We start from the raw sequence: 14,584 nt of genomic DNA on the forward strand, positions 1-14,584 counted from the left end.
TAGAAATCTCAGGGGCATTCTGGCCTTAACCTGCGCCGCCATCAATCTCCAGCTCCACCGTTTTACGTGCAGAAACCTCAACGCCTTTCACTAAAGCTTCGTAGTCTGCTTTTCGAACATCACCGCTTTTGGAAACCCTGGCAACAACATCCACCCTCTCAAAACCGGAGAGTTTCAATTCCGGCATCATTGCCATGGCATCATTCAGCAATACTGTTTTGGGCAGTTCACCTACGGTGACCGGCGCAACGGCCAGTGGCATGGGCGGACCATCAGAAGCCCGTGCAAAAATGAACACCCGAGTTGAGGGTGGTAAAGCTTTCAATTGATCCGAGAGGGCAACCCGCACTTCCAGCCCTGCCTCTGGAGCCTTATTTTTTTGCTTAACCTGCTTTGGCGACTCACCCAACATGGCACGAGCCTGCGCGATACCCGATGTTAACGCCGCCCGGGATTGCGGATCCGGTGTCACCGCCAACAGCGACTCCCAGGCCTTGATGGCATCACGATACTGCTTATTTTCAAACGATACGATGCCTTTTAAACCCAGCGCCGTGACATTATCCGGCTGCACGGCCAACGTACGATCCACCAGATCTTCAACCTGCGGTGTCACCCGATTGTTCTGAGCCAGAAAGAGCGCCTGGGCATATTGCGACAAGGGCTCCGGATCATCCCCCACTAACTTCACAACACGCGCAAAGGCATCAACCGCATCCTGGAAGCGCCCCATGGTCATGTAAGACCGCCCCAGCAGGTAATAACCCTGGTAGTTATCCGGCTGGCGTTCCAGCACCCGCTCCAGCTTAGCCGTTAATTGCTCTATTGATTGCTCGGGTGATGGCTGATTCAGTGCCGCCGCAAGACTCAATTCATCGCTTGCACCCCAGCGCAGATACAGGAACACCGACACAACCGCCATCGAGACACACAAAACCAATGGCATCATCCACCCTGCTTTGCCGGACGCTTGTGTCGACTCAGCAACATCGTCCACATCACCCAGCAGAGAAGTTTCAGCTTCCTGTTTCAGCTGTTCATAACGCTGCGCATCAATATCACCGCGTTGACGCTGCTCATCCAGCTCACTCAATCGTTCACGGAACAATGCCAGATTGGTCTGTTCACGACTCTGCAGCCCTTCAACCGGCGGCCGTTTGCGCCAGATCAGTACCGGTACGAGAATAAAGCCTGTCGCCAACAGCAACAGTGCAGCGACCAGTCCCCAAAATACCGTCATGATGATTCCCGTCCTTCCAGTAACTGCTTCAAACGGTCTTTTTCTGCCGCCGTCAGATTATCAGCCTGCGGGGTTGTCTGGCGATTTCGGCGGATAATCACAAACAAGGTCACGCCGCCAGCCACCAGGAACAAGAGTGGACCAAACCACAACAACACTGTTCCTGCAGAAAGGCGTGGTTTGTAGAGGACAAAGTCCCCGTAACGATCCAGCATGAAATCAACAATCTGCTCGTTACTCTGGCCGGTCTGCAACATCCGGTACACTTCCGCCCGCAGGTCATTGGCGATCGGAGCATTGGAATCTGCAATATTCTGGTTTTGGCATTTGGGGCAACGGAGTTCCTCCGTCAATACCTTATAACGATCAAATTGGGCCGGATCGTCAAACTCCCAGGTATCAATGGAGGCACTTGCGCCCAGCGGGAGTAGCAAGCATAAAGCGATGGCAGCACGTCGGATAAAAAATGACATTCTCATTATCCAGCCTCCTCCTGCCTGAGCATTTCAACCCGGGGCTTCAGAATATCCTGCCAGACCCGATCATCAACAACGCCAACATGCTTGTAACGGATCACACCACGGGCATCAATCAGATAGGTTTCCGGTGCACCATAAACCCCAAGATCCAGTCCGAGTCGTCCCTTTTCATCCATCACGCTGAAGCGGTAAGGGTCACCCAGCTCTTTCAGCCAGCGGCGGGCATCTTCAGGATCATCCTTGTAATTCACTCCATAAACAGGGATGCCCTGATCCGCAATTTTCAGCAGCCAGGGATGTTCAGCACGGCAGGAAATACACCATGTCGCCCAGACATTGACCAGCGCAATCTCACCTTTGAGTGACTGTTCAGTCACTGGCTTTTCGGGATCCTTCAATGTCCCCAGGCTGAATGCCGGAAACGGTTCATCCAACAACGGTGACGGCAGATTTTCCTTGTCCAGAAACAGACCAACAAACAGAAAACCTGCCAGCAGTACAAAGACTGCCAGCGGTAAAAACAATTTCAGTCGCTGCATAAACCCCTCATACCGCAGCTGACAAGCCATCGTCGGCCTGTGTTCTTGGAGCCAATACCCGCTGACGCGCTTTCACCCGGTAGCGGCGATCCAGGGCAGCCAGGCAACCGCCCAACGCCATGAACAATGAACCCAGCCAGATCCAGCGAACAAACGCTTTTACCTGTATACGGACAGCCCAGGCGCCCTCTTCCAGAGAGTCACCCAAGGCGACATACAGGTCGCGCGTCAAACCGGGATCAATGCCCGCCTCGCTCATGATACTGCCCTGCACCTGATAAAGACGTTTTTCAGGGTGGAGGGTAGTCAACTCACGACCATCACGGATAACCTGCAAAGTACCGTAGTCGGACAGGTAATTCGGTCCTCGACGTCGTTCGACACCGTCAAACCGGAAGGTGTAGCCTGCCAGTTCAACCGTCTGTCCGGGTGCCATTCGCAGATCCCGCTCACCACTATAGAAAGACACCATCGCGACACCCACCATGGATACCGCCAGACCAATATGGGCCAGATGCATACCCCAGACACTGCGCCGTATTGACTGCAAACCTGCCATCAATGAAGGCTTGTTACGGCAACGGTTCAGGATATCCTTGATAGAGGTCAGCACAATCCAGCAAACCAGCATCATGGATAGCGCAACGGCTAATTCGAAGCTTGCCCCTTGAAACAGACTGATTGCCAGACCAAGTACAATCGACGCCAGCAATACCCAGCGCAGCTGATTAATCAACCAGCTACTGTCGGTGTCCTTCCAACGGGAAAGAATACCAACCCCCATCGTCAATGCGATCAGGAACGTCAGCGGCACAAACAGGGTATTAAAATAGGGAGGTCCTACCGATATTTTGCCCATACCCAGCGCATCAAAAATCAAAGGGAACAGCGTCCCCAGCAACACCATCGCACAGCTGGTTACGAGCAAAATGTTATTGATGAGCAGGAAGGCTTCCATGGACAGCAGCCCAAAACCGGCGCGACTTTTGACGACAGGCGCACGCAGTGCATACAGCGTCAGGGAACCACCAACCACCAGCAACAGGAACATCAGGATAAAGCTGCCCCGCGCAGGATCCGTGGCAAAGGCATGCACCGAGGTCAATACCCCGGAACGCACCAGGAATGTACCCAGCAAGCTCAGGGAGAACGTCAGGATCGCCAGCAACACTGTCCAGCTTTTAAACATGCCCCGCTTTTCAGACACGGCCAGCGAATGAATCAACGCGGTACCCGCCAGCCAGGGCATGAAGGAGGCGTTTTCAACGGGATCCCAGAACCACCAGCCGCCCCAGCCAAGTTCGTAGTATGCCCACCAACTGCCAAGAGAAATACCGAGCGTCAAAAAGACCCAGGCAACAATGGTCCAGGGCCGACTCCAGCGAGCCCAGGCGGCATCCAGCTTCCCGCCCAGCAGGGACGCAATGGCAAACGCAAACACCACTGAAAATCCGACATACCCCATATACAGCATCGGTGGATGAATGATCAGACCAAAATCCTGCAGCAAAGGATTCAAATCGGCGCCGTCTGTCGGCGGATACAGCAGCACCCGCTCAAACGGGTTGGATGTCACAATCATGAACAGCAAAAAGCCGATACTGACCATTCCCATCACAGACAGCACACGTGCCAACATAATCGTTGGCAACGAGCGTGAGAAAATGCTCACGGCAAACGTCCAGCCAGCCAGAATCAGCGCCCATAGCAGGAGTGAGCCCTCATGCGCGCCCCAGACTGCACTGACCTTAAAAGGCAATGGCAACAGGGTATTCGAATTCCGCGCCACATAAGCCACGGTGAAATCATCCGCGACAAAGGCTTCAACCAGAATCAGGAAGGCAATCAGCAGGAAAAAAAACTGTCCCCAGCTAAGCGGCTTAGCTAGCGCCTGCCAGGTTCGATGCCCGGTAAATGTGCCCACCAATGGCACAACAGACAGGATAACGGCAAAGCATAGCGCGATAATTAACGACAACTGCCCAAGTTCTGGAATCATGCGCCGGACTCCCTGTAGGTCACGGTTTTCTCGGGCTGCCCATGCGCTTTATCTATTGCATCCTGAACTTCCGGCGGCATGTAGGTGGAGTCATGCTTCGCCAGCACTTCCTCGGCATAGAAAATACCATCATTGCCGAGCTTGCCAGTTCCCACAATGCCCTGACCTTCCGCAAACAAATCCGGCAGGATACCAGTGTATTTCACGGTAATCGTGCCAGCACCATCGGTGATATCAAAGGCGACATTCAGACTTTCCGGATCACGAATAACAGAACCTGCTACCACCAGGCCACCACCACGGATCTGCACGTCAGTGGGCGCTTCCTTGCCGATCATCTGGGCCGGGGAATAATACAGGTTGATATTCTGCTGCAGCGCCATCAAAACCAGTCCAACAGCGATACCGGCACCGATAAGAATAAACAGCAACAGGAAAAGGCGTTGTTTACGAATCGCTTTCATGCCCTCTCCTCCCGGCGGATACGGCGACGAATGGCATCCATAGCCCGCTTACGTGCGCGCAACGGGCTGACCAGGTTGTACCCCACCACCAGTGACGCGATCAGATAACATGTCCAGACGTAAGGACCGTGTCCCCCCATTTGAACCAGGCTGTCAAACGTTTCAAAGTACATCTATCGTCCTTCTATGCCCGTCTTAGTCTTTTACTCGTATTCACACCGATGTCTTTCAGGACGCCACCAGCTGCTTAACCCAGCGCGTTCGCTGTTCCCGCTCCAGTATTTCCGCACGTAGTCGCAACAGAAAGACGAACAGGCAGAACAGGTAAAAACCGGCGATGGAAATCAACAACGGCGTCAGCATTTCCGGCGCCATGGTAGTTTCGCCCGTCACCTTGATGGACGGCCCCTGATGCAGGGTATTCCACCATTCAACGGAATACTTGATGATCGGAAGATTCACCAGCCCCACCAGTGCGAGAATGGCACAGGCACGCGCAGCGGAATCCTGACTGTTCATCGCTTCACGCAACGCAATCAAACCGAGATAGAGGAACATCAGGATCAATACCGAGGTCAGCCGGGCATCCCATACCCACCAGGTCCCCCAGGTCGGTTTCCCCCAGATCGCCCCGGTGAGAAGCGCCAGCGCACAAAAAGATGCACCGATAGGCGCCAGGCATTTGGCCGCCATATCTGCCAGTTTGATTTTCCAGATAAAGCCAATACCGGCAATGATCGCCATCCCGGCATAAACCGACATGGCCAGCGATGCCGACGGCACATGAATAAAAATAATGCGGTAACTGTTACCCTGCAGGTAATCCGGCGGCGTCCAGAACAGCCCCCAGCCGACCCCGATCAGGATCAGCGCAGACGCCAGCAAACCGATCCACGGCAACCACCGACCACTGATGTCATAGAACCACTTTGGCGAAGCAAACTTGTGAAAAAATGTCCAGCGCATACGTTATAGTAACTTTCTGTTCTGTCGCGCCATAATATGGGTATTTACCGTAAATACCATATAAACCGTTCCCCTCATGGCGCTTCGTTGATCTGGCGCAATACTACCATGACTGCGTCATTTACTCACTTAACCGCTGATACTGATCCGTAATCCCGCACTGATGGCGAAGGGTGCAAACGTCACACCCAGCATGAGCATGGCGCCGAGCCAGAGCAGGTAACCGCTCCAGGCCAACCCGTTCACCGCTGCGTCAATGCAGCCCGTTCCCAGGATCAACACCGGGATATAAAGCGGCAAAATCAGGAGCGACATCAACACGCCCCCCTTTTTCAAACCGACTGTCAGGGCTGAACCAATTGCCCCCAGCAGGCTCAAAAGTGGCGTACCCAGCATCAAGGTGGCAATCAACGCAGGGAAGGCAGACGCGGGCAAATGAAACATCACGGCCAGCACCGGTGACAGAATCACCAGCAACAAACCACTCACTAACCAGTGGGCCAGCACTTTCGCCATCACTAACACATAAAGCGGCTGCGGACTGAGCATGATCTGCTCAAGAGAACCATCATCGAAATCAGACCGGAACAGGCTATCCAAAGACAGCAATGTCGCCAACAGCGCGGCCACCCAGATGATGCCGCTGCCAATCATGGTCAACATTTTGGATTCAGGACCAACGCCTAACGGAAACAGGCTGGCCACCAGGATAAAAAACACCAGTGGATTCATCAGGTCACCGCGCTGACGGAAATGCAGCCGGAGATCCCGGGACAACACCTGACAAAAAGCGTGAAAAACAGAAGGGGCTGTCGATTCAGTCATTACACGGCCTCTACTGCTAATGAATGATCCGAAGAAGACAGCAACTCAGCAAGATCAAGCCGTTTCAAGCCCTGATACTGAATACCCAGCTCATGGTGAGTCGTTAACATCACCATCCCGCCTTGCTGAGCATGGCTGATCAATAAGGATTCCAGCGCCTTGACACCGGCACGGTCAATGGCGGTAAACGGTTCATCGAGTATCCACAAGCGCTGTTGACTGAGATGCAGACGTGCCAGCGCTACCCGTCGCTGCTGCCCCGCTGAAAGTTGATAGCAGGGCACATCCTCAAACCCATAAAGGTCGACCTTACCGAGCGCGCCGAGAATAGCCTTATTCGTATAATGCCCATGCATTCCCATCACAGCCCGGAGGTTTTCCTCTGGCGTTAAGGCTGGCTTGATTCCCACCTGGTGGCCTATAAACAACAGGTCCTGCTGGAAGGCCAGCCGGTTACGCTCAACCGTAGTACCACACCAAGTAATATCGCCATCAAAATCAAGCGATAATCCGGACACAATGCGCAACAGCGTAGTCTTGCCGGAGCCATTCGGCCCCGTCACCTGAACAATTTCACCCGGTCCGAGATCCAGTGCCAGCTCAGAAAACAGTACTCGATCATCCCGAATGCAACACAGTTGCCTGAGTCTTAACAGAGGATCGTTCGGTGTGACGGCGGTCATGCAGATGCGTTAAAACCAGCAGTTATAGTGAGCTGACTTTATATAGAAAGAGGCAGGATTTTGCAAAAACAGGAAGTCATCATGGGGTATTTACCGAGTCACGATGCTTATTACCGTAACCCGGCTATCTTCTGTCGTTACTGTTTGTCGCTGCGCATGACGACAGGCAAGTCAAACGCCAACCAGGAAAAATAGCCTTCCCGGAAATAAAATACTTTTTCGTAGCCCCATAAAACCGCCAGGTATGATGCAAAGGCTGCACGAATCCGGTGAGTCCCACTGCCATAAATCACCACCGGTGTTTTGCGATCCATGAAACCATCATGGTAAAGCAGGGCAAAGGTTGACTTGAGCCCCAGGTGATGCGCCCCCTCAACATGTCCCCAGTTCCATTCCCGGCGAGTGCGAATATCAATGAACATGGCTCCCAATTCATGTAGTCGCTTGGCCTGGGCCGTATTAACGGTAGTTGCCCCCTCAACATGCTCCGGTGCTTCACCCGCTACCGCCTGTCCCCAAAGCAATGCCATAAACAGCACCACACTTCTGAATACACTGATGATTTGTTGCATCCGATACGTCCTTGTATAACTGCTTACCACACGGTCTTCCTGACCGCTTACGGCAAGACATAGCCCAGAAACAACCTGACTGCAGTACTGGCATTTCAAGTCCAGTTCTGCAGCCGGGCCCTCAGTCTTAACGCCGCCTGGCTGTGGATCTGGCTGACCCGCGACTCGCTGACCCCCAGCACCTTGCCAATTTCCTTGAGATTCAGTTCCTTTTCGTAATAGAGGTTCAACACCAGCTGCTCCCGCTCTGACAGGGTCTCAATGGCAGACCCCAAGGCCTTGCGGAACTTCTCCGTCTGCAGATCCAGTTCCGGGGCATTGTTCTCTGAGCGGCGTTGCAGGCGCGACTCCTCGCTATCGAACATATCCTCAAAACTGAACAATCGGCAGCCACGCAAGTCCTGCAGGATGTTGAAGTATTCCTCCAGAGAAACATCCATTTCTGCCGCGACTTCAGAATCCCGTGAATCACGCCCAAGCCTCGCCTCTACCGCACGAATCGCTTCGCTGACACGTCGGCTATTGCGATACACCGAACGAGGCCCCCAGTCTCCCCGACGAATCTCGTCCAGCATGGCGCCGCGAATCCGAATACCGGCAAAGGTTTCAAAGCTCGCTCCCTTGTCGACATCAAATTTCCGCGCCGCTTCCAGCAAGCCGACCATACCAGCCTGCACAAGATCATCGAGCTGCACACTGGCGGGCATCCTGGCAGAAAGGTGACGGGCAATCCGTTTGACCAGCGGCGTATGTCGCTCAACCAACTCGGCATACGTTCGCCGACTGGCGCGTTTTTCCGCCGTTTCCCGAATCAACGCTTCCATGGCTAACACCCTCCTGCGAGAACCTGGTTCTCGAAGAAGAAGGTCATCCCGCCCCTCGGGTAATAAACACGTGAGTGCTGACTCATGCCATCGGCAATAGAGCGCATACCACGGCAAACCTTGGAGTCGGGAGCAGTCTGGAAGAGCGTCATGGCACGATCACTGGCCTTGCGCACTGCAGGGTCGTAAGGCAAGGTGCCGGCATGACGAATCACGAGGTCATGGTCAAAGCCAATCTGCGACTGCAACGCCTGGATGAGCTGCGAGCCTTCACGCTGACTCCTGACCATGTTGGTCACAACATTGAAATGCTGAACACCATATTGCAGACGCAATGTACGGATATAGTCCGCCGTATCCGCAATGGTGACCTTGTCCGGCGTGACCAGCACCATGGCATCCGATGCGGCTGCTACCAGGCGCATGTCCCGCTCCCGGAAACCACCGGCGGTATCCAGCAGCAGGATATCAACCTGGTCAGCAATATCATCGACAGACTGGATCAGCGATAGCAGGCTGGTCTCATTGATGCCGGCGAGATCACCTCCGCCCCTGGCGCCGGGCACCACTTTCACATCCGCCGGTCCTGACAGAAAGGTGTCGGCAATCGAGCACCGCCCTGCCATCACATCCGCGATGGTTTGCTCCGGCGTCTGCCCGAGCATCAGGTGCACATTGGCAAGATTAAAATCAGCATCCATTAACAAGACACGGTTGCCGGCACGACTTAACGCTTCGGCCAGGTTAATGGAAAAGCTGGTTTTCCCTACACCACCTTTGCCGCTGGCAATCGCAGCGACTCTCACTGGTTTAACGTCCATAGTTCCTTTACGGTCCGTTAGTTGTCATGGGATAGATTCAGCTAACGCCATTCCTTGGCGTCAGCAAATTAATAATTGCAAGAGATGTACCAACATAAAAAAACAGACCCAATAAAATATATCTATATGTTTTTATTGGCTTTATTTGAAATCACAAAAAGAATACAACCCTATAAGCCCGATAACTCCTCAATTATCAGGATGTTTTTTTGACTCACCAGTCATCAGGTGACATTTTCCCGGCATCTACAAATGCCCGTTATTGGAAACACACAAGGAAAATCAAAGAAACTATCTTCAAGCTGATGGCTTAATAAACCGTCAAGTGCTTAATGGGCCCCTCTAGCAAAACATTTTCACTGGTCTGCATGCTGCAAAAAAATGATTGATACCTGCATTTACTATACGAAGGCTTTGATGGTCACGGGGAAGAACTAATACAGCCATTTTAGCCAACCTCTCAGGAACTGATGACACAAAGGGATGTCCTTGTATATAGGCGTATTCCTGAGTGAACTTTTGATTCCAGAACATTCAGAGTGCGCTTACGGTGTATGACCTTTCACTTAACAGTCCGGAAAATCCGTTTTATAAAAACGTGAAAATCCGAGATTGAAACAACTGACAGGATGCTTAATATGTTTAACAATATGAATTATTGCGTGACATTCGCAGCTACCGCTGTAGTTTCAGCCACCCTGCTGGCTAATCAAATACTCTTTTCAGAGAATGATCCGGATAGTAGCATGACGAACATTTGCGCCGGAGCACTTGTTACCAGCGCTCTCGGAGCACTATATCATTATTGCTGCCATAAAATGGACATACGCGAGAGAAGAGTTGAAGCCAGAGCAAGCAACGCTAAAAAACCAGACATAAAAATTATTGGCGCTGGATTAAGTCGTACCGGGACTGTTAGTTTACAGGAAGCCCTGAATGAATTAGGATTCATGCCTGTTTATCATGGTCTGGATATGTTTGCCGATCCTGATTCAACCGTATGCTGGAAAAAATACAAAGAAACAAAAGAGCTCAAATATTTATATGGCGCCCTCGAGGGTATGAATGGGCTTATTGATTACCCATCAGCACTAATGGTGAAGGATTTATTAGAAATATTTCCTGACGCTAAAGTAATCTTAACAACTCGAGAAGGGAAACAATGGGCAAAAAGCGCCAAATCCGTTCTATTTAGACCTGAATATAAGAAAGAGATTCCCTTTGTTTGGGTTGCGTCATTTTTTTCAGACAAACTCAACGCCGTAAAATTATTCACAGCGATGTATAAAAAAGAATTTGAGGCTGATTTACTTGAAGGCAATACTACAGATGAAAACAAAATGGCTGTTTCACTTGAAACTCACAACCAGAAAATCAGGAACCTTGTACCGGCTGAAAAATTATTGGAGTTACCTTTAGGTTCTAACTGGGAGCCATTATGTCACTTCCTGGGGAAGCCCGTTCCAGACAAGCCATATCCAAAGGTTAATAGCACCAACGCTGTCAGGGAGACAGCACAAAGAATTATACGAGGTAAGGATTTTGACAGGACAGGCCAAAGCTACAGTTAAATGTAGAAGCGAAGCGACCTCCGCGAAAGATAAAAGACATGAATTCAGGATCTACGGAGCAACTGGCGGAATTTCTCATCAACAGGCGTGGCCTGGTCTTCAGGACTCAACACTGGCTCATCAAATGACTCAACCAGCATCACACGACCCGGTGAAACTCCCAGCAGCAACTGCTTACTACCAGCCTCAACCAATACCAGCCGGTCTCTGCCACCCAGCGAAAGCGCACCAAGGATCTTCATGCCACGACCACTTTGAGACATCGCCGGATTAAAACGCTTAAGTAACCAGGCCGTACCGAAAATCAGCACCGTGACCAGTATTAAAGAAAAGAGCGCCTGAAAAACTGCGTAACCACCAAGAGAAGAGGGCTCTGCGGACTCTTCTGCTGCTGTCGCCAGTAACGGCAACAACAGCAGAAGAGACGAGAGAAAACGAACAGGAAAAACCCTGAAGAAATTACCGTGTTTCTGAATCATCAGTCTGTGCATAACGATTCAGTTCATACTTCCGCATTTTTTCCACCAGCGTGGTACGACGGATCTGCAACTTGTCTGCCGCGCGGGCAACGACGTTATTGCAATCATCCAGCGCCTGGCGAATCAGTTTCTTCTCAAGCCGTCCTAGGAAATCTTTCAAATTCAGGCCATTAACCGGAAGAATAGCCAACTCATCCAGACCGGAAGTTCCCGGCGGCTGAAGTGTATTGGGAAACATCTCGGCAACCCGATTGTCCCTGACCTCCTGCCCTGCCAGCTTCTGGAACTTGTCTGGCAATTCCTCTACACCAATAACACCCATCGGGTAGATAATAGAAAGTCGCTCCACAAGGTTCGCCAGCTCCCGGACATTACCGGGCCAGTCATATTTACACAGCAGCATAATGGCTGCAGAACTGAAACGGACGGAACCTCGCTGATCCCGCTCCATACGGGTAATCAAATCATTGAGTATCAACGGCAGATCTTCAGTGCGATCCCGCAAGGCTGGCATATCAATAGGGAACACATTAAGGCGATAGTAGAGATCATCACGGAATTTCCCGGACGCTACCATCTCTTCCAGGTTCTTGTGCGTCGCCGCGATAATTCTGACATTGACGTGAATCGGCGCAGATCCACCTACCCGCTCAAAACAGCGCTCCTGCAATACCCTGAGCAGCTTGACCTGCATATTCAGCGGCATATCACCAATTTCATCGAGGAACAAGGTTCCCCCGTCCGCCAGTTCAAAGCGGCCTTTACGGGTGGCTATGGCGCCGGTAAAGGCCCCCTTCTCATGACCAAACAACTCGCTTTCAAGCAGCTCAGCCGGTATCGCACCGCAATTGACCGGTACGAATGGGCGTCCCTGGCGACCGGAGTGTTCATGCAGGTTCCTGGCCACCACTTCTTTCCCGGTACCCGATTCACCGGTAATCAATACATTCACGTCCTTTTTCATCACCTGGCTCATCAGGGAGCGTACATGACGTATAGGACGACTGCTGCCCACCAGGTTCCTGAACACCTGGACATCATGATAACCGGAAGCCATCTGTCCATGGCGGCAATGCGCCCGGTAGATCTGCGACATATGCAGACTTTCCAGCATCTGGCTGTGGGTCAACGGCGGACGCAACTCAGCAACGACCTGGCGGCGCATGCTGCCCTGCAACTGGCCGGGTCGAGACTGTCCACAAAGAATCACGGGAAGACCGGCGTGGTGGCGATTCAGAAACTTCAGCACCTCGTCGCTCTGGCCCCGCAAGCCAAGCACCACGGCATTGAAGTTCTGGTCATGGCCAAGCCTCTCCTGGAAACGCTGCGTGGAGGCATATTCGGTTTCGCAACCCATGAACTCAAGAATCGTGTTCAACACCTGGCGTTGCTGCTGATCATCATCAATGATTAATATCCGACTTCTGTTACCCATGCTACTGATCATCCTTGTCAGTAAGGGCTCTATCCGGTCACACTGCAGCGCTGATAGAGGCGGGATAAATGAAAAAAATCTCTATGAGACACCATCAATATCCAGTTAAGGCAGAAGATTTCGGTTCGTCAAATGACGGCTTTCATCAATAGCTGACTGTGAGTACAGGAAGCTTTCACCAGCCCTAAAATAAAAAACCCCGCGGGGAAGTGCGGGGAAAAACAGAGCAAGTACAACACGGGTAGCGAGGCAGCGCCCATTAACTCAGGCACTGCCCCGAAGACAGGGCCTGTCAGAAAACAGACAGGCTGTAGTTCACATAGAAACGGTTATCATCGGTATTGGAATCACCACCGTGTCCACGGTTGGTATAGTTCTCCCAGGCCAGATCCAGTCCCTTAAGGTCACCACCAAACTTGTAGGTCAGGATAGTACCGCGCTCCCAGCGAGACTCATCCACACCACTTTGGTCGATTTCACCGCGAGCATAATAGGTATCGATCTCAAGCCCCTCGACCCCCATAGTAGCAAAATCATAGGTCACTCCAACCAACCAGGTTTTCTCATCCTCATCCGCAAAATCTTCATGCAAAGAAACGGAAGAACTCCACTTACCATGATCCTCATCGAAATAGGCCGTATCCCAATCACCATCAGTGACTTTGTTATAACCGGCATAGAGCGTTGTCGCCCCCATTTCCAACGCAGCATTCAGGTTAACGAATTTGGACTCATGCTGGCTGCCATAAAGATCACCATCATCTTCCTGCTTGCCGTAACGTACATCCAGCCCCAGCGTCATGTCATCATTGAGGTCTATGTCATAACCAACCTGAGCGTAACGTTGCTGGAGATAATCCTTGGAAGCCCCCTGCTCCACCTGAAACTTAACCCCGGCCAGCTTGCCTTTAAGTCCGTAGATTCGCAGGTTATCAATCTTCTCAGTGCCGTTAGTGAGATCATCCTTGAAATAACTCTGGTTACGCGGCGAGAAACCAGTGATTTGGGCCGCATATAGATCGACATCATGAATACTCAAAACGCCTTCACTACCGAACGTCGCGGCAGGCAGTGCACGAGAACCGGAGTCACTGTACGTCTTGAACTTACGCTTCTTTTTGCCGTAGTTACCGGAAAATTCCACGTTATCCAGTCCAAACTTGAACTTGGCGTAAGCCTGGTGGATGCCACCGATATCGTTCAGGTCACACTTTGTCTTGTTTCCACCATCGACAGGCAGGTTCGAGTTTTTACATTTATTTTTTTCGCCATCCATATCGTTGGCGAGCCCCATGGCGCCGCCTGCAGACAGGTCAAATCCAATGACATCGGCAAGATAGCCTGATTTAAAATCTGCAATAATCGCTTGCACCCACTCCCGGCGATCCTTGGTATTTTCATCACTCCGACCCATTTCATTGAAATAGACATTTCTGAATTTGATTTTCAGGCTGCTGCCTTCAATAAAATCACCGGCACTGGCCATACTCGCCAGACCGGCAGCAACAACAGCTACGGATGCTGCAAGCGGTTTCAATTTCATTAATAACACTCCTCGGTGTGTATTGTGTTTATTGTTTTTTGTCTTCGCGAGGTAGTTTGGTATTTGAATGTGACAGGCGGATTAAATTTATATTAACGTTTTATTTAGGTTTGTTTACAGGATTAATATCCCTCATTACAAAGA

At 51.5% G+C, this 14,584-nt stretch carries 16 protein-coding genes; 1 reads left to right on the plus strand and 15 read right to left on the minus strand.

All coding sequences use genetic code 11. From position 1 onward, the window contains the following. Positions 1–25: 25 nt before the first annotated feature. From ccmI to AC27K1_RS09485, 12 genes are all read right to left on the minus strand, one after another. Positions 26–1,240 (minus strand): c-type cytochrome biogenesis protein CcmI, encoded by a 1,215-nt coding sequence (gene ccmI, locus AC27K1_RS09430; protein ID WP_487150058.1) that lies wholly within the window; start codon positions 1,238–1,240, stop codon positions 26–28. Next, positions 1,237–1,719: a cytochrome c-type biogenesis protein gene (locus AC27K1_RS09435; RefSeq protein WP_487150059.1), complete on the minus strand. Its 483-nt coding sequence runs from the start codon at positions 1,717–1,719 to the stop codon at positions 1,237–1,239. The genes ccmI and AC27K1_RS09435 overlap by 4 nt, the downstream gene beginning before the upstream one ends. Next, complete coding sequence (locus AC27K1_RS09440) at positions 1,719–2,258, minus strand: DsbE family thiol:disulfide interchange protein (RefSeq protein ID WP_487150061.1); 540 nt, start codon at positions 2,256–2,258, stop codon at positions 1,719–1,721. Before AC27K1_RS09440 ends, AC27K1_RS09435 begins: the two co-directional genes overlap by 1 nt. Before the next feature lie 7 nt (positions 2,259–2,265). Further along, positions 2,266–4,257 carry a heme lyase CcmF/NrfE family subunit gene (locus tag AC27K1_RS09445; RefSeq protein WP_487150062.1) on the minus strand — a complete coding sequence of 664 codons (1,992 nt, stop codon included), beginning with the start codon at positions 4,255–4,257 and terminating at the stop codon, positions 2,266–2,268. After that, a complete protein-coding gene (ccmE, locus tag AC27K1_RS09450; protein ID WP_487150063.1) occupies positions 4,254–4,721 on the minus strand; it encodes a cytochrome c maturation protein CcmE in 468 nt (155 codons plus the stop codon). The genes AC27K1_RS09445 and ccmE overlap by 4 nt, the downstream gene beginning before the upstream one ends. Further along, a complete protein-coding gene (gene ccmD / locus AC27K1_RS09455) occupies positions 4,718–4,894 on the minus strand; it encodes a heme exporter protein CcmD (protein WP_487150064.1) in 177 nt (58 codons plus the stop codon). Before ccmD ends, ccmE begins: the two co-directional genes overlap by 4 nt. Before the next feature lie 55 nt (positions 4,895–4,949). Beyond that, the gene (locus AC27K1_RS09460) at positions 4,950–5,687 is read right to left on the minus strand and encodes a heme ABC transporter permease (RefSeq protein ID WP_395183978.1); all 738 of its coding nucleotides are present in this window, start codon (positions 5,685–5,687) and stop codon (positions 4,950–4,952) included. Positions 5,688–5,816: 129 nt separating this feature from the next. Next, the gene (gene ccmB / locus AC27K1_RS09465) at positions 5,817–6,512 is read right to left on the minus strand and encodes a heme exporter protein CcmB (protein WP_487150067.1); all 696 of its coding nucleotides are present in this window, start codon (positions 6,510–6,512) and stop codon (positions 5,817–5,819) included. Beyond that, positions 6,512–7,195, minus strand: coding sequence for a cytochrome c biogenesis heme-transporting ATPase CcmA (gene ccmA, locus AC27K1_RS09470; protein WP_487150068.1), 684 nt, complete (start codon positions 7,193–7,195; stop codon positions 6,512–6,514). Before ccmA ends, ccmB begins: the two co-directional genes overlap by 1 nt. Before the next feature lie 137 nt (positions 7,196–7,332). Further along, positions 7,333–7,767, minus strand: a complete 435-nt coding sequence (locus AC27K1_RS09475; protein WP_487150070.1) for a rhodanese-like domain-containing protein — start codon at positions 7,765–7,767, stop codon at positions 7,333–7,335. A gap of 95 nt (positions 7,768–7,862) precedes the next feature. Beyond that, complete coding sequence (locus tag AC27K1_RS09480) at positions 7,863–8,591, minus strand: RNA polymerase sigma factor FliA (RefSeq protein WP_487150072.1); 729 nt, start codon at positions 8,589–8,591, stop codon at positions 7,863–7,865. Between the two features lie 2 nt (positions 8,592–8,593). After that, positions 8,594–9,412, minus strand: coding sequence for a P-loop NTPase (locus tag AC27K1_RS09485; RefSeq protein WP_487150074.1), 819 nt, complete (start codon positions 9,410–9,412; stop codon positions 8,594–8,596). Between the two features lie 638 nt (positions 9,413–10,050). Here AC27K1_RS09485 and AC27K1_RS09490 point away from each other — a divergent pair. Next, positions 10,051–10,983 (plus strand): sulfotransferase family protein, encoded by a 933-nt coding sequence (locus tag AC27K1_RS09490; protein WP_487150076.1) that lies wholly within the window; start codon positions 10,051–10,053, stop codon positions 10,981–10,983. Between the two features lie 44 nt (positions 10,984–11,027). Here AC27K1_RS09490 and fliO read toward each other — a convergent pair whose 3' ends face one another. From fliO to AC27K1_RS09505, 3 genes are all read right to left on the minus strand, one after another. After that, positions 11,028–11,474: a flagellar biosynthetic protein FliO gene (gene fliO, locus AC27K1_RS09495; RefSeq protein WP_487150077.1), complete on the minus strand. Its 447-nt coding sequence runs from the start codon at positions 11,472–11,474 to the stop codon at positions 11,028–11,030. Further along, a complete protein-coding gene (locus AC27K1_RS09500; protein ID WP_487150078.1) occupies positions 11,443–12,897 on the minus strand; it encodes a sigma-54 dependent transcriptional regulator in 1,455 nt (484 codons plus the stop codon). Before AC27K1_RS09500 ends, fliO begins: the two co-directional genes overlap by 32 nt. A gap of 292 nt (positions 12,898–13,189) precedes the next feature. After that, on the minus strand, positions 13,190–14,440 hold the full coding sequence (locus AC27K1_RS09505; RefSeq protein WP_487150079.1) for an OprD family outer membrane porin: 1,251 nt from the start codon (positions 14,438–14,440) through the stop codon (positions 13,190–13,192). Between the last annotated feature and the right edge of the window lie 144 nt (positions 14,441–14,584).

The organism is Kistimonas ophiarachnellae, from assembly GCF_057552235.1.

Excerpts from the sequence above, each read along its gene's own strand:
- ccmI (WP_487150058.1), bottom strand. The coding sequence starts at position 1,240 with ATGACGGTATTTTGGGGACTGGTCGCTGCACTGTTGCTGTTGGCGACA.
- AC27K1_RS09435 (WP_487150059.1), bottom strand. The coding sequence starts at position 1,719 with ATGAGAATGTCATTTTTTATCCGACGTGCTGCCATCGCTTTATGCTTG.
- AC27K1_RS09440 (WP_487150061.1), bottom strand. The coding sequence starts at position 2,258 with ATGCAGCGACTGAAATTGTTTTTACCGCTGGCAGTCTTTGTACTGCTG.
- AC27K1_RS09445 (WP_487150062.1), bottom strand. The coding sequence starts at position 4,257 with ATGATTCCAGAACTTGGGCAGTTGTCGTTAATTATCGCGCTATGCTTT.
- ccmE (WP_487150063.1), bottom strand. The coding sequence starts at position 4,721 with ATGAAAGCGATTCGTAAACAACGCCTTTTCCTGTTGCTGTTTATTCTT.
- ccmD (WP_487150064.1), bottom strand. The coding sequence starts at position 4,894 with ATGTACTTTGAAACGTTTGACAGCCTGGTTCAAATGGGGGGACACGGT.
- AC27K1_RS09460 (WP_395183978.1), bottom strand. The coding sequence starts at position 5,687 with ATGCGCTGGACATTTTTTCACAAGTTTGCTTCGCCAAAGTGGTTCTAT.
- ccmB (WP_487150067.1), bottom strand. The coding sequence starts at position 6,512 with ATGACTGAATCGACAGCCCCTTCTGTTTTTCACGCTTTTTGTCAGGTG.
- ccmA (WP_487150068.1), bottom strand. The coding sequence starts at position 7,195 with ATGACCGCCGTCACACCGAACGATCCTCTGTTAAGACTCAGGCAACTG.
- AC27K1_RS09475 (WP_487150070.1), bottom strand. The coding sequence starts at position 7,767 with ATGCAACAAATCATCAGTGTATTCAGAAGTGTGGTGCTGTTTATGGCA.
- AC27K1_RS09480 (WP_487150072.1), bottom strand. The coding sequence starts at position 8,591 with ATGGAAGCGTTGATTCGGGAAACGGCGGAAAAACGCGCCAGTCGGCGA.
- AC27K1_RS09485 (WP_487150074.1), bottom strand. The coding sequence starts at position 9,412 with ATGGACGTTAAACCAGTGAGAGTCGCTGCGATTGCCAGCGGCAAAGGT.
- AC27K1_RS09490 (WP_487150076.1), top strand. The coding sequence starts at position 10,051 with ATGTTTAACAATATGAATTATTGCGTGACATTCGCAGCTACCGCTGTA.
- fliO (WP_487150077.1), bottom strand. The coding sequence starts at position 11,474 with ATGCACAGACTGATGATTCAGAAACACGGTAATTTCTTCAGGGTTTTT.
- AC27K1_RS09500 (WP_487150078.1), bottom strand. The coding sequence starts at position 12,897 with ATGGGTAACAGAAGTCGGATATTAATCATTGATGATGATCAGCAGCAA.
- AC27K1_RS09505 (WP_487150079.1), bottom strand. The coding sequence starts at position 14,440 with ATGAAATTGAAACCGCTTGCAGCATCCGTAGCTGTTGTTGCTGCCGGT.